This is a genomic window from Pseudomonas sp. Irchel 3H3 (assembly GCF_900187635.1).
In the GTDB taxonomy this organism is placed as follows: Bacteria; Pseudomonadota; Gammaproteobacteria; order Pseudomonadales; family Pseudomonadaceae; genus Aquipseudomonas.
The window spans coordinates 72,138-85,451 of the sequence record NZ_FYEC01000013.1; the positions used below are offsets into that span (position 1 = coordinate 72,138).

The window sequence follows — 13,314 nt, forward strand, 5'->3', positions numbered from 1 at the left end:
CATCGTTTGTTTGCCCGTTTTACCAGCCGTAGCATGCATGCCAAGACCTCGTAGGCAGTTTTCATTGAACACAATGACTTAACTCAAAGGTATTTGTCATGCAGCACAACGAACGATTGAACGACGGTTGGTGGATGCCGTCCGAGTGGGCCAAGCACGCCGCCACCTGGATGGTCTGGCCGCACAACCAGGCACTTTGGGAATCCGCTTGGGGCGTCACGTTGCCCCAGGTGCAAGAAGACTTCGCTCGCGTGGCCAATGCCATTGCGCACTTTGAGCCGGTGAAGATGGTGGTCGATCCCTCGGCGCTCGCCAGCGCCAAGGCCTGGTGTGGGCCGAACATCGAACTGATCGAGCTGGCGGTCAACGACAGCTGGTGCCGTGATTCCGGCCCGAGCTTCGTCTGCCACCCGCAGCACGGTGTGGCTGGGGTGAGCTGGCGCTTCAATGCCTGGGGCGGGAAGTCGGCCCATGAGCTGGACGCCAGCCTGGCGCGTCGGGCCCTCGATCATCTGCGGCTGGGGTGTTTTGGCACCCCGCTGTGCAACGAAGGCGGGGCCATTCATGTCGACGGCGAAGGCACGCTGATCACCACCGAATCGGTGCTGCTCAATGCCAATCGCAATCCGGGAATGACCAAGGCCGAGATCGAGCAGATATTCGCCCGCCTGCTGGGCATCAAGAAGACTATCTGGCTGCCCGGCGATCCGGACTCGGTGACCGGCGACATGACCGATGGCCACGTCGATGGCGTGTGTGCGTTTGCCCGTCCCGGGGTGTTGCTGGTGGACGCGACCCACGACCGCGGCTCGGTGTACGCCGAGGTGGTGCGGGAGAACCGGCGCGCCCTGGAACTGGCCAGTGATGCCCATGGGCGCAGCTTCGAACTGATCGAACTGTATGAGGCCAGCGAGGCGGTGGATGCCACGGCCGAAGTGTTCTGTGCCTCCTACACCAACTTCTACATCGCCAATGGCGCGATCATCATGCCGGCATATGGCATTGGTGCAGACCAGGCGGCGGCCGAGGTGTTGGCCCGGGCGTTCCCGGGGCGCACCGTGGTGCCCGTGCGGATCAACCACCTGGCCCATGGCGGCGGCGGTGTGCATTGCATCACCCAGCAACAACCGGCCTGGCCGGTGGAGGGTTGATGCATGAGCCGGTTAACCATCGCCACCACCCAGATGCCCTGCAGTTGGGACCTGGCCCATAACCTCGACCAGGCCGAACAACGGGTGCGTGAGGCCGCGGCCCAAGGTGCCCAGGTCATCTTGCTGCAGGAACTGTTTGCCACGCCTTATTTCTGTATCGAGCAACACCACCCGCACTTGGCACTGGCCCAGGAGTATGGCCAGAGCACGATCCTGCAACGCTTTGCGGCGCTGGCCAGGGAGTTGGGAGTGGTGCTGCCGTTGAGTTGGTTCGAGAAGGCCGGCAACGCCTACTTCAATTCCCTGAGCGTGGCGGATGCCGATGGACGCCTGTTGGGGGTGTATCGCAAGACCCATATTCCCAACGCCATCGGCTACCAGGAGAAGGAATATTTCAGCCCCGGCGACACCGGTTTTCGGGTCTGGGACACGGCCTTCGGGCGGCTCGGCGTGGGCATCTGCTGGGACCAGTGGTTTCCCGAGACCGCGCGCTGCCTGGCATTGATGGGGGCTGAGGTGCTGTTGTTTCCGACCGCGATTGGTTCGGAGCCGGGCTGCGCGAGCCTGGACTCCCGTGACCACTGGCAGATGACCATGCGTGGCCATGCGGCGGCCAACCTGCTGCCAGTGGTGGCGGCCAATCGTATCGGTGAAGAAGTGGCAACCACCGACCCGAGCCTTGCGATGAGTTTCTATGGCTCGTCGTTCATCTGCGACCACAAGGGCCAGTTGCTGGCTGAAGCGGATCGCCACACGGCCGGCATCCTCCTGCATGAACTGGACCTTACGGCCATGGCACAGGAACGCCTGAGCTGGGGGATCTACCGCGACCGCCGGCCGGAGATGTACGGACCGCTGTTGAGCCAGGACGGGCGCCACCTCAATACCCGCTGGCATACTTCAGGAGACCTGGCATGAGCACCTCCAATCCGCTGTTGCTCGGCGCGCTGGGACTGGCGCTGAGCATGACCCTGCCGGCGCTGCACGCCGAAGAAAAAACCCTGCGGCTGTACAACTGGGCCGACTATTTTGCCGAGGACACCCTCGCGCGGTTCACCGCCGAGACCGGGATCAAGGTGATCTACGACGTCATGGAGGGCAGCGAGACCCTGGAGGCGAAAATGTTGGCCGGTGGCAGCGGCTATGACTTGATCTTCCCTGGCGACACCGTGGCCGAGCGCTTGATGCGCGCCGGCAGCCTGTTGCCGCTGGATCGCGCCAGGCTCACCGCCCTGGACGACATCGAACCGGGTTTGCAGCAGTTACGCAGCCATTATGTGCATTCCAGCCAGGCCACCGTGCCCTATACCTGGGGCACCATCGGCCTGACCTACAATGCCGAGCAGATCAGCCACCGCATGGCCGATGCGCCGGTCGACAGCCTGGACATGCTGTTCAAGCCGGAACTGGCTCGGCGCTTTGCCGACTGTGGCATCTCGATCATCGATTCGCCCGACGAAGTGCTGGCGGTGGTCCTGCATTACCTGGGACGGGAACCGCGCAGTGCCAAGCCGGCGGACCTGGCGGCGGCGAGTGAGCTGCTGGGTCAGTTGCGGCCGCACATCCGCAAGTTCCAGTCGCAGCCGGTGAGTGACCTGGTCAACGGCAACCTGTGCCTGTCCCTGGGCTACAGCGGTGACATGACCCAGGCGCAACGCACGACTGAGAGTGCCGGCAAGCACAATAGCTTCCAGTACCGCGTGCCCCGCGAAGGCACCACGGTGTGGATGGACACCATGGCGATTCCGGTCGATGCCAAACACCCGGAATACGCCTATACCTTTATCAACTTTGTCATGCGTCCGGAAAACATGGCCGCCATCAGTAACGCCACCGGTTATCCCACCTCCAACGCCAAGGCGCGTGCAGGTGTCGATGCGAGCATGCGCAATAATCCGGACATCTACCTCGACGCCGCCACTTATCAGCGGCTGATTCCGGGCCGGGATATTCCCCAGGCCGACATGCGTGCGCGGATGCGCACCTGGACCAAATTCAAGACAGCCACTGCCCAATGACTACCGCTAGCCCTTTCAGGAAATATTTCATGTCGACCCGTCGCCACTTCATCAAGCAAGTTTCGCTGGTTGCCGGATGGGGCGCCGTGGCGTCCGTCGGCCTGGGCCTTGGCCCGTTGCCCGCGCGGGCGGCTACTTCGGGTTCCTGGCGCATGCCGGACGAAGGCGACCGGCACCAGCGCGCCTTCATCGCCTTTGGCGCACAGGACGCGATCTGGGAAGACTTCACCACCGACGTGCAGGCGGCCCTCGGCCGGATCGCCCGGACCATCGCCCGCTATGAACCCCTGACAGTGTTGTGTCGCGAGGATCAACGGCAACTGGCCGAGCAGCACTGCGGCACGGCCAACATCACCTACGTCGAGACCGCACTGGACGACATCTGGATGCGCGATATCAGCGCCAACTTTGTAGTTGATGGGCAGGGTGGGCTGGGCGCCGTGGATTTCAACTTCAACGGCTGGGGCAACAAACAGCAGCACGCCGAAGATGCGCAGGTGGCCGCGCAGGTGGCTGAATTGGCCGAGGCCGAGTACCTGCGCAGTGAGCTGGTGGGCGAGGGTGGCGGGATCGAAGTCGATGGTCAGGGCACGGCGATCATGACCCAAAGCTGCTGGCTCAATCGCAACCGCAATCGCGACTGGAGCCTGGCCGAGATTGAACAAGAGCTCAAGCAGCGCCTGGGTTTGCGCAAGATCATCTGGCTGCCGGGTATCAAGGGCAAGGACATCACCGACGCCCACGTCGATTTTTATGCGCGCTTCGTCAAACCCGGCGTGGTGATTGCCAACCTCGACCAGGACCCCGAGTCCTACGACCACAAAGTGACGCTGGCCCACCTGAAAATTTTGCGCCAGGCCACCGATGCCCAGGGGCGCAAGCTGCAGGTGCACACCCTGTCGCCGCCGCTCAAGCCGCGCAACAACAAGTTCAGTAAAAACAACCCGGATTTTGCCGCCGGCTACATCAACTACTTCGTGATCAACGGCGCCGTGCTGGCACCGCAGTTTGGTGACCGGGCGGCCGATCGCCGGGCCCTTGAGTTGCTGACCCAGCTCTACCCGGACCGCGAAGTGGTGCAACTGGACATCGACGCGATCAGCGCCGGCGGTGGCGGCATCCATTGCGTGACCAGCCACCAGCCGCAGGTATAGCCGCGCATTGAGCCAAATGGCCATTTATTTTGGCCATTACGATCCCCTTTTGGCCAAGGCCGCACTGTGTCCCGCTGCGGCCCTGGGCAACAATCGGGGCAGTTGGCCGATCCCGGAACGTACACTCAAACCCTAACTAGAATCCGGATTCGCCTGCCCTTGGCTATCGTTTAACCCGCTGCCGTTTACAGAACATAAAAACCGTCGAACTAACGCCGCATTTGGGGAAACCATTCATGGTCACGATGAACCGTATTCTGGGCGCCACCTTGTGTGGGCTGACGCTGCTGGCCAGCGCCGTGCACGCCGAACAGCGCGAATTGAGGGTGTACAACTGGGCGGACTACATCCTGCCGTCCGTGCCCAAGGACTTTGCCAAGCAAAGTGGCATCAAGGTCACCTGGGACACCTTCGACACCAACGAATCCCTGGAGGCCAAGTTGCTGACCGGCAACTCGGGTTACGACCTGGTGGTGCCCTCCAACCAGTTTCTCGAGACCCAGATCAAGGCCGGGGTGTTCCAGAAACTCGACAAGTCGAAGTTACCCAACTGGCAGCACCAGGACCCGGTCTTGCTCAAGCTGCTGAACCAGAACGACCCGGGCAACCAGTACGGCGTGCCGTACATGTATGGCACGGTGCTGATTGGTTTCAACCCGGCCAAGGTCAAGGCCGCCCTCGGTGAAAATGCCCCCGTGGACAGTTGGGACCTGGTGTTCAAGCCAGAGAACATGGAGAAGTTGAAAGCCTGCGGCGTGGCCATGCTCGATTCGCCGACGGAAATCCTGCCATTGGCCCTGCATTACCTGGGGCTGGACCCCAACAGCCAGAACCCGGATGACTACGAGAAGGCCAAGGCCCTGCTGCTCAAGGTTCGCCCTTACGTGGCTTATTTCAACTCGGCCAAGTACATGACCGACATCGCCAATGGCGATATTTGCGTGGCCATCGGTTACTCCGGCAGCTTTTATCAGTTCGGCAACCGCGCCAAGGAATCCGGCAACGGCGTGGTGGTCGATTGGCGCCTGCCCAAGGAGGGCGCACCGATCTGGTTCGACACCTTTGCCATCCCCAAGAGCGCAAAAAATGTCTCCGAGGCCCACGAGTTTCTCAACAACCTGCTGGACCCGAAAGTCATCGCCCCCATCAGTGACTTCCTCGGTTACCCCAATGCCAACAAGGACTCACTGGCGCTGATCAACCCGGAAATTACCGGCAACCCCAACCTGACGCCCACCAGCGAGGCGTTGAAAACCCTGTATGTGGTGCAGCCGTTGCCACAAAAGCTGGAGCGGGTGCGTACCCGGGTCTGGACCAGTATCAAGACCGACAAGTAAGGCCATGGCCCTGGACCGCCACGCAAGGTGGCGGTCTGGCAGGTTAGAAGCGGTCTACAGCGCAGTGGGTGAAGTCCTGGTTTTATGGGTATATCCGTTGCTGCGGTGATGGCGGCTTAGGGTTTCGCCCTTACGGCGAGGCACTTTTGTCAAACGACACAAAAGTACCCAAAAAGTCTCAGCCCCAGCGTTCGGCCCCTCGCCAAGGCTCGGGGTCCCTTCGCTACGGTATCCATCCGGGGGCATCGCCTCCGGTTTGCTTCGCTGCACCTCCTCTCGATGTATGCGGCTTCGCCGCACGGCGCTACGCGCCTCCCCCCAGATGGACACCTTCGCTCAGCCTGCCGATGGGGCGAGTAGATCAAGATCAAGATCAAGAGCAAAAGCACGGCGACCTGCCAGTCGGCCTGAGTGGTAAGGGCGGGCGAGGCGGCCTACCGGCCGGCCTGCTTTTTTCCTAGTGTATGAATTTCCTTTGTGGGAGCGGGCTTGCCCGCGATGGGGCCGCTACAGCCAACATTTATGGTTCCTGGCACACCGCCTTCCCGGGCTAGCGGAGCGCCGCCCGGCCCAGCCCCACAGTGGCTTTGGTTGCTTGCAGATTTTGCATACGGCCACCAGACCTGTGGGAGCGCAGCTCACCCCTCGGTGTTGCCTTGCAACGACTGCTCGTACGCCCGGGTCATGATTTGCCAGGTCTGGACATCGGCTGGAATCAGGTGTTCGATGCGCAGTGAGCTCAGGGTAATGTCCTGGGGCATGCCGAAGGTGGTGAAGGTCGACAGGAAGTTCAATTCGCCCTGGGCGCAGTCGATGCGCGTCAGTACCAGCGGCGGCAGTTCGGCTGTCATCGGCGGCGGGTTGACCGGGGCGGGCAGGGTGTCCAGGAGCTGGGCCAGGGTCGGGTTGGCCAGGGCCTCGCGGGTTGCCCGCTGCCAGGCCAGGCTGCGGATCTCCTCGGCGTTGCGCAAATGGTCGCCCAGTCCGCCCGGTTGCAGCAGCGTCACCAGCAGGTTGAGCTCCACCGCCGCAACGGCCGGCAGTCCCACCAGATCGAAGAGCACGGCAGTGCTGGCGTTGGCGGCCAGCACTTGCCAGTGGCTGCCCAGGACAATCGCCGGTGCGGGATTGTTGGCGTGCAGGACATGGCTGATCGCGCCGCGCACCGCCTCCATGGGCGGCGCCGTCAGGGGCGTCGCTTCGTAGCGCGGCGCATAACCGGATGCCAGGAACACGCGGTTGCACTGCTCCAAGGGTGCCTCCAGGGCGGTCAGCAGGTTGTGCAGGGTGCCGGGGCTCGGCTGGGCGCGGCCGGTTTCGATGCAGCTCAGGTGACGCTGGGAAACCCCCGCGATCAAGGCGAGGTCGAGCTGGCTCAGGCGGGCCTGGCGGCGCAGCAGGCGCAACTGCTCGCCGGCGGTGGTCGGGGGTGTCGTGCGGGGAAAGGGGCGGATATCCATACGTTGACTCTGGCCGTGCGAGGGGTAGGCGTCCATGACCTCAGAGGTCATTGAGGGCCGGGCGACGATAGCACTAACTTGCTGCTCATCAACCGCCGATTGCAGGAAGCACCGCATGTCTCGACCCTATCTCGCCCTGGCCGCCTTGAGCGGATTTTCCCTGTACACCGGCTGGACCCTGTTGATCGCCGAGCAATCGCTGCTGGCGTTCGGGATGGGCCTTTTGTCCCGGCCGGATACCGCCCAGGTGGTCATCGATCTCTACCTGCTGGCGGGCATGGCCGGCGTCTGGATGTACCGGGACGTCCGGGCCAAGGGCCGCTCCTTGGTATCGGTGCTGCCGTATTTGCTGCTCACCGCGATCTTCGTCTCGATCGGCCCGCTGCTGTACCTGGTGGTCAATGGCTTTTGCGCCAAGCCCGGCGCCAGGGGGCAGGGATGAACAGCACGCTGCACGTCTATGCCCTGTGTGTGCTGCTGTTGTTCGGGAAGATGTTGGCCATCTCCTGCTATCAGGGGTTCTATCGTATCCGCCACCGGGTGTTCACCAACGCTGAGGATGCGCGATTTTTCCAGCGCCCGGCGCTAATCCAGGAACTGCCCCAGGTACAACGGGCCGGCAAAGCCTGGGCCAATGACCTGGAAAACATTCCGCTGTTCTTTGTGCTGGGCGGCTTGTGTCTGGCCCTGGATGCCGATGGCCAGCTCGCACCCGGGTTGTTTTGCCTGTTCACCAGTGCCCGGGTGCTGCACACCCTGATGTACCTCGGCGGCTGGCAGCCATGGCGCACGATTGCCTATGGGCTAGGGCTGGCTTGCCTGCTGGCAATGGCCGGCCTGGTGGCTGCGAGGATTTTTCCGGCGGCGGGATGAGCTGCACAAATCTTCTAAACAGCGTGATGCAAAGCGCGGTAAGTTGATTGCCCGAATTTTTTTGCCCAGTGCTGGCGCCGGAGGCACCATGGACGATCACCACTGGATCGAACTGTCCCAGGATCCCGACACTGGGATCGAGTCGATCCGCGCGCATTTCCAGGGCCACGCCTATGACCCGCACTGGCACGACAGCTTCCTGGTGGGAATCACCGAGCAGGGCGTGCAGCAGTTCAATTGCCGGCGGGTGCGCCACCTCAGTACGCCCGGCAAGGTGTTCATGCTGGAGCCGGGGGAAATCCACGATGGGCAGGCCCCGACCGAGGAAGGTTTCACCTACTCCATGCTGTACTTCGATCCGGCGTGGCTGGAGCAGCAACTGCGCTTGCTGTTCGAGCAGGTGCCGCAGCACAGCCAGTTGGGCTTCGCCGATACCCTGAGCCAGGACCCGGGCCTGGCAATGTGCATTGGCCAGGCTTTCCAGGCGCTGCACCGGGGCGAGTTGCGTATCGTGCGCCAGAGCGCCACCGACAACCTGTTGGCTGCGCTCACCCGGCACCTCGACTGGCGTCAGCGCCAGGCCTTTGATCCGCGCCTGCCACGGGTGGCCCAGGTGGCGCGTGACTACCTGCAGGCCCACGCCTTTGAAGACATCGGCCTGGATCAATTGGCCCAGGTCTGTGGCGTCGACCGTTTTCGCCTGAGCCGCGCCTTCAAGGCGGCGTTCGGGCTGGCGCCCCATGCCTATCTGATCCAGCTGCGCCTGGCCCGGGCGCGCTTGTGGCTGGCGCGGGGCGAAACCCCGGCGCAGGTTGCCAGCGCCCTGGGCTTTGCCGATCAGAGTCATCTGGGGCGCTGGTTCCGCCGTGCCTATCGGCTCACCCCGGCCGATTACCGCAAGCGCTGCTCAAACCTTCCAGACTGAACCCCGCCGGCGCGCGAGCATGGACCCCTGTCTGATCAAGGAGTCCCTGCCATGCTGTCGTTCCTGCCTTTTCTGTTGTTTGCCTTCGTGGCCTCGATCACCCCGGGGCCACTCAATATCCTGGTCCTGAGTCACGGTTCCCGGCGCGGACTGGTTGCCACCCTGCCGATTATTCTCGGCGCCTGTGTCGCGGCGGCGCTGGTGGTGTTGAGTGTCGGGCTCGGGCTGGGTGAGACGCTGCTGCGGTTCCCGCGCGTGCAACAGGCGATGGTCTGGGCCGGGGCGTTGTGGCTGAGCTGGTTGGCCTGGCAGATCTTTCGCAGTCCACCGCCTGCGCTGGATTCGACCGACACGCGCGACGCCGGTATGGGCGTGCTCGGCGCCGCGGCCCTGCAAGTGATCAACCCCAAAGTCTGGATGATGGCGGTGGCCGTGGCGAGCGTGTTTGCCGGCGACGGGGAACAGGCGCCGCGGATGCTGCTGTTGTCACTGTTGTTCCTCCTGACCTGCCTGCCGTGCATGACCCTGTGGGCGCTGTTGGGCGTGGGCAGCGCCCGGGTATTGCGTTCGCCCCGGGCGTTTGTGCGGATGAACCGTGGGTTGGCGGTGTTGCTGCTGATGTCGGCCTGGTTGGGCGTGTTGGTGTAGGCATCATCGATGTTGAATGGGCCGGCCCCATCGCGGGCAAGCCCGCTCCCACAGTGGTTCTGGGTGTTCGCAGATTTTGGGTACACCTACTTAACCTGTGGGAGCTGGCTTGCCAGCGACGCCTAGAGCAACGTGATTTCGATGCGCTCCTTGCCTTTGCCGGTGTTCTTGCGCTTGAGCTTGAGGGCGCCGATTTCCCCGGTGGAGCGTGGGTGAGTGCCACCACAGGCCATTCGCGCAAATCCTTCGACGTGCCAGTAGCGGCGCTGCGCGGCTTCATCGCTGAAGGCGGTGATGATGGGCAAGTCGGCGCTCAACAAGGTAGCGACCTGGGACTCGATCTGCGGGAACAGGGTGGCGATGCTGGTCTCGCGGGCAAAGTCGATGCGCGCCTTGTCGGCCGAGATATGGGCACCGATGCGAGTGATGTCCGGTTCAAGCTGGTAGACCAGTTGCAGGACCATTTCCGCGGCAAAATGCAGGCGCATCAAGCGGTAGCGCCGCGCCCAGTCAATGCGCATCTCGACCTCGCTGCCCACCTGCAGGCCATGCCCGGTGGGCAGGGTGTAGACAATCTCCAGGCCGTGTTTTTCCGCCGCCAGCACTGCAAGGCCCGCGAGGGTTCCGCTGTCACTCTCCTGGCCACCGGAAAAGGCAAAGAACACTGTCTGTTCGAGACACACCGCATCCCCCTCGACCGCGGTGACCCGCGTTTGCAGCTCGGTTCGATAAGGGTCTTGCCAGAAGAGCTTGTGCGTCGCCATGGTTTGCCACCGTCCTTGAGCAGGTTGATGGCGAAATCATAGAAGGGTTGTTGGCTTCAGGCTTGAACGATCTTGCTCAACGTGTCGGGTTGAGCAAGCACCTGGGTACACACCTCGCGTATGCAGCCGCGCAGCCAGCGATGGGCAGGGTCGGCGTCCATTCGTGGGTGCCAGATCAGCGACAGGCCGATGGCCGGGGTGGGCAGCGGCAAGGTGAAACTGAACAGCTCACTGCGCAAGTGCCGGGTATGGCGCTCGGGCACCGTGGCGATCAACTGCGAGTCGCGGGTCAGCGCCAATGCGGCAGCGAATCCACTGACCAGGGTCGCGATGTTGCGTTGCAGACCCTGGCTATTGAAGGTTTGATCCAGCAGCCCCTTGGCCAGGCCGCGACGGGAAACCAGCACGTGTTGCCCGTCCATGTAGCGGGCAACGGTGATTTGGCCCTGGCTCAAGGGGTGCCCGTGGCGTACCACGCCGACAAAACGATCCTCGAACAACAGGCGAGTGTGCAGCTCGGGGCTGGTCCCAGGCTCGACCACGCCAGTGTCCAGGTCGACGCTTCCCTCGCGCAGGGGGGCGCTGTCCTTGCTGAGCTTTTGCAGGAAGTACACGCGCACACCGGGCGCCTCTGCGGCCAGGCGCTGGATCAATACCGGGCCGAAGTTTTCGACAAATCCGTCGCTGGTGCGCAGCGTGAAAGTGCGCACCAGATGCCCGATGTCCAGCTGTTCGACGGGGCGCAACACGGCGCTGGCGTCCTGCACCAGTTGGCGCACCTGTTCGCGCAGCTCGATGGCCCGTGGCGTCGGTACTAGGCTGCGCCCGGCCCGCACCAGCAGCGGGTCGCCGGTGGTGGTGCGCAAACGAGCCAGGGCCCGGCTCATCGCCGAGGGGCTCAAGTGCAAACGCTGGGCCGCGCGCGCCACGCTGCCTTCGGCGAGCAGGGCGTCCAGGGTAATCAGCAGGTTCAGATCAGGCGTCGACATTGGGCAACGGTAGCACGCTGCGCACCTGGGATGGCGTTTGCTGCAGCTATAAAGTGCAAATGCTGCGTCTTCCGCCTTATCTCACTCAGGCATAGGCTTTCGCCCATCACCGAGCGCAAGGCCTAATCCATGAACACTCTCTCCCCAACAACCGCCGCCCAAGCGCCACCGAGCCGCTGGGCACTGGCCAGCCTGTCACTGTCGATGCTGTTGCCGTCACTCGATACCAGTATCGCCAATGCTGGCCTGCCAGCCCTGGCCGGGACGTTCGAGGCCTCTTTTGCCCAGGTGCAATGGATTGTCCTGGCCTACCTGCTGAGCATCACCACCTTGCTGGTCAGTGCCGGTCGCCTCGGTGACCTCATGGGGCGGCGACGCCTGCTGCTGTGTGGCATCAGCCTGTTCACCCTGGCCTCATTGCTCTGCGGTCTGGCGCCCAGTCTTGGCTGGCTGATCGCAGCACGGGCGCTGCAGGGATTTGGCGCGGCGATCATGCTCGCCCTGACCCTGGCGCTGGTGGGCGAGACTGTGCCCAAGGCGCGGATTGGCAGCGCCATGGGCCTGCTGGGCAGCCTGTCGGCGATCGGCACCACGCTGGGTCCGGCGCTGGGCGGGGTGTTGCTGGTCGCCAGCGGCTGGCAGGCAATCTTCCTGGTCAGCGTGCCGCTGGGCCTGCTCAATGGCTGGCTGGCCTGGCGCTACCTGCCGGCGGATGGGCCGTTCGCCAAAGGCAAACCGCGCGGTTTTGATCTGTCGGGGAGCCTGGTGCTGGCGTTGACCCTGGGTGCCTACGCGTTGGCCATGACCCAGGGGCACTGGGTGCTGTTGCTGCTGGCAGCCGCGGGCGCTGGGCTGTTTGTCTGGCGCCAGGGGCGGGTGGCGGTACCCTTGGTCCGCCTGCAACTGCTGGGCGATCGGCAATTGAGCGCGGGTCTGGCCATGAGCCTGCTGGTGTCCACGGTGATCATGTCGACTCTGGTGGTCGGGCCGTTTTACCTGGCTCGCGGCCTGGGGCTCGATGCCCTGGCAGTGGGGTTGGTGCTGGCGGCGGGGCCCGCAGTCGCGGCCCTCAGCGGTGTGCCGGCGGGGCGCCTGGTCGACCGTTGGGGCACGCGCCGCATGACCCAGGCCGGGCTGTTGGGGATGGCGCTTGGCGCCACGGCGCTGGCGCTATTGCCGAGCGCCAGCGCAGTGCCCGGCTACCTCATGCCGATGCTGTTGCTGACCGCCAGTTATGCGTTGTTCCAGGCGGCCAACAATACCTCGATCATGGCCGGCATCGACCCGCAACAACGGGGCGTGGTGGCAGGCCTGCTCAGCCTGTCGCGCAACCTGGGGCTGATCAGCGGGGCGGCGTGCATGGGCGCGCTGTTTGCCTTCGCCACGGCGGCGGATGTGTCGGTTGCGTCTGCGCCCGCATTGGCCCAGGGGCTGCACGCCAGCTTCGCGGTGGCCACCGTGTTGATCATTCTGGCGTTGCTGATAAGCCATTTTGCGCTGGGCAAACGCGGTCAGTCAGGCACTCCCGACTGATTTTGATCAGGGTCGAGCGTCTCGACGAGCTCGCCTTCAACCAAGCCGTACAGCGCCATCTGATACGTATTTTTCATCTGTACCTGACGCTGTTTCCGGTACAGCCGGGGCGCCACAATAGGGGCGTAACCCTGGACAATTTTTTGGAGGCGCGATGTTCAAGATGGCGATGTTTCTCGGTGGATTCTTGCTGCTGACAATCATGATCGGCGCCCTTGCCACCATTTCCCCGGTGTAATCACTGGTCGATCGTGTCAAATCTTGTAATAACTCTGCGCGGCAGAAAAACCCTGCCGCACTGTAGGATCATGGACCCAATTTTCTACAGGTCCGTATGAACACCCTCCTGGAGCCTCCCAGTCGCTTCGCTCACCTTGCAGCCTCGTTTCCCTCAGTCAGCGCCCGTAGGTCCATCGCGCCTATCACGGTTGCGTTGAACCGCCCAGGCACCTTACTCGCCTG

At 63.4% G+C, this 13,314-nt stretch carries 13 protein-coding genes; 10 read left to right on the forward strand and 3 right to left on the reverse strand.

Features of this window, described 5'->3' with window-relative positions; all coding sequences use genetic code 11:
• The first annotated feature begins 98 nt into the window (after positions 1-98).
• The 5 genes from CKW24_RS15705 to CKW24_RS15725 all read left to right on the forward strand — a co-directional run bounded on the left by CKW24_RS15705 (position 99) and on the right by CKW24_RS15725 (position 5,660).
• A complete protein-coding gene (locus CKW24_RS15705; RefSeq protein WP_095169093.1) occupies positions 99-1,151 on the forward strand; it encodes an agmatine/peptidylarginine deiminase in 1,053 nt (350 codons plus the stop codon).
• Positions 1,152-1,154: 3 nt separating this feature from the next.
• Positions 1,155-2,069 (forward strand): N-carbamoylputrescine amidase, encoded by a 915-nt coding sequence (aguB, locus tag CKW24_RS15710; RefSeq protein WP_095169094.1) that lies wholly within the window; start codon positions 1,155-1,157, stop codon positions 2,067-2,069.
• A complete protein-coding gene (locus tag CKW24_RS15715; protein WP_095169095.1) occupies positions 2,066-3,169 on the forward strand; it encodes an extracellular solute-binding protein in 1,104 nt (367 codons plus the stop codon). The genes aguB and CKW24_RS15715 overlap by 4 nt, the downstream gene beginning before the upstream one ends.
• Before the next feature lie 29 nt (positions 3,170-3,198).
• Positions 3,199-4,323 (forward strand): agmatine/peptidylarginine deiminase, encoded by a 1,125-nt coding sequence (locus tag CKW24_RS15720; RefSeq protein WP_095169096.1) that lies wholly within the window; start codon positions 3,199-3,201, stop codon positions 4,321-4,323.
• 236 nt (positions 4,324-4,559) lie between these two features.
• On the forward strand, positions 4,560-5,660 hold the full coding sequence (locus CKW24_RS15725; protein WP_095169097.1) for a polyamine ABC transporter substrate-binding protein: 1,101 nt from the start codon (positions 4,560-4,562) through the stop codon (positions 5,658-5,660).
• A 638-nt stretch (positions 5,661-6,298) separates the two neighbouring features.
• On the opposite strand, the gene CKW24_RS15730 is transcribed toward CKW24_RS15725, so the two are convergent.
• The gene (locus tag CKW24_RS15730; protein WP_256585484.1) at positions 6,299-7,120 is read right to left on the reverse strand and encodes a helix-turn-helix domain-containing protein; all 822 of its coding nucleotides are present in this window, start codon (positions 7,118-7,120) and stop codon (positions 6,299-6,301) included.
• 115 nt (positions 7,121-7,235) lie between these two features.
• Between CKW24_RS15730 and CKW24_RS15735 the strand changes: the two genes are divergently transcribed.
• The 4 genes from CKW24_RS15735 (at position 7,236) to CKW24_RS15750 (ending at position 9,566) form a co-directional block, all read left to right on the forward strand.
• Positions 7,236-7,562: a DUF2834 domain-containing protein gene (locus CKW24_RS15735; protein WP_095169099.1), complete on the forward strand. Its 327-nt coding sequence runs from the start codon at positions 7,236-7,238 to the stop codon at positions 7,560-7,562.
• Positions 7,559-7,993 (forward strand): MAPEG family protein, encoded by a 435-nt coding sequence (locus CKW24_RS15740; protein WP_095169100.1) that lies wholly within the window; start codon positions 7,559-7,561, stop codon positions 7,991-7,993. The genes CKW24_RS15735 and CKW24_RS15740 overlap by 4 nt, the downstream gene beginning before the upstream one ends.
• 88 nt (positions 7,994-8,081) lie before the next feature.
• Complete coding sequence (locus CKW24_RS15745; RefSeq protein ID WP_095169101.1) at positions 8,082-8,918, forward strand: AraC family transcriptional regulator; 837 nt, start codon at positions 8,082-8,084, stop codon at positions 8,916-8,918.
• Between the two features lie 51 nt (positions 8,919-8,969).
• Positions 8,970-9,566, forward strand: coding sequence for a LysE family translocator (locus CKW24_RS15750; RefSeq protein ID WP_095169102.1), 597 nt, complete (start codon positions 8,970-8,972; stop codon positions 9,564-9,566).
• Between the two features lie 122 nt (positions 9,567-9,688).
• Here CKW24_RS15750 and CKW24_RS15755 read toward each other — a convergent pair whose 3' ends face one another.
• Both CKW24_RS15755 and CKW24_RS15760 read right to left on the reverse strand, forming a co-directional pair.
• Positions 9,689-10,330, reverse strand: coding sequence for an alanyl-tRNA editing protein (locus CKW24_RS15755; protein ID WP_095169103.1), 642 nt, complete (start codon positions 10,328-10,330; stop codon positions 9,689-9,691).
• A gap of 56 nt (positions 10,331-10,386) precedes the next feature.
• Positions 10,387-11,319: a LysR family transcriptional regulator gene (locus CKW24_RS15760; RefSeq protein WP_095169104.1), complete on the reverse strand. Its 933-nt coding sequence runs from the start codon at positions 11,317-11,319 to the stop codon at positions 10,387-10,389.
• A gap of 129 nt (positions 11,320-11,448) precedes the next feature.
• Here CKW24_RS15760 and CKW24_RS15765 point away from each other — a divergent pair, with 129 nt between their 5' ends.
• A complete protein-coding gene (locus CKW24_RS15765; protein ID WP_095169105.1) occupies positions 11,449-12,852 on the forward strand; it encodes an MFS transporter in 1,404 nt (467 codons plus the stop codon).
• Positions 12,853-13,314 lie beyond the last annotated feature (462 nt).

What these genes read in the sequence shown, in the direction of transcription:
- aguB (WP_095169094.1), top strand. Translation starts at nt 1,155, where the DNA reads ATGAGCCGGTTAACCATCGCCACCACCCAGATGCCCTGCAGTTGGGAC.
- CKW24_RS15755 (WP_095169103.1), bottom strand. Translation starts at nt 10,330, where the DNA reads ATGGCGACGCACAAGCTCTTCTGGCAAGACCCTTATCGAACCGAGCTG.
- CKW24_RS15720 (WP_095169096.1), top strand. Translation starts at nt 3,199, where the DNA reads ATGTCGACCCGTCGCCACTTCATCAAGCAAGTTTCGCTGGTTGCCGGA.
- CKW24_RS15745 (WP_095169101.1), top strand. Translation starts at nt 8,082, where the DNA reads ATGGACGATCACCACTGGATCGAACTGTCCCAGGATCCCGACACTGGG.
- CKW24_RS15750 (WP_095169102.1), top strand. Translation starts at nt 8,970, where the DNA reads ATGCTGTCGTTCCTGCCTTTTCTGTTGTTTGCCTTCGTGGCCTCGATC.
- CKW24_RS15705 (WP_095169093.1), top strand. Translation starts at nt 99, where the DNA reads ATGCAGCACAACGAACGATTGAACGACGGTTGGTGGATGCCGTCCGAG.
- CKW24_RS15715 (WP_095169095.1), top strand. Translation starts at nt 2,066, where the DNA reads ATGAGCACCTCCAATCCGCTGTTGCTCGGCGCGCTGGGACTGGCGCTG.
- CKW24_RS15740 (WP_095169100.1), top strand. Translation starts at nt 7,559, where the DNA reads ATGAACAGCACGCTGCACGTCTATGCCCTGTGTGTGCTGCTGTTGTTC.
- CKW24_RS15730 (WP_256585484.1), bottom strand. Translation starts at nt 7,120, where the DNA reads ATGGATATCCGCCCCTTTCCCCGCACGACACCCCCGACCACCGCCGGC.
- CKW24_RS15760 (WP_095169104.1), bottom strand. Translation starts at nt 11,319, where the DNA reads ATGTCGACGCCTGATCTGAACCTGCTGATTACCCTGGACGCCCTGCTC.
- CKW24_RS15725 (WP_095169097.1), top strand. Translation starts at nt 4,560, where the DNA reads ATGGTCACGATGAACCGTATTCTGGGCGCCACCTTGTGTGGGCTGACG.
- CKW24_RS15765 (WP_095169105.1), top strand. Translation starts at nt 11,449, where the DNA reads ATGAACACTCTCTCCCCAACAACCGCCGCCCAAGCGCCACCGAGCCGC.
- CKW24_RS15735 (WP_095169099.1), top strand. Translation starts at nt 7,236, where the DNA reads ATGTCTCGACCCTATCTCGCCCTGGCCGCCTTGAGCGGATTTTCCCTG.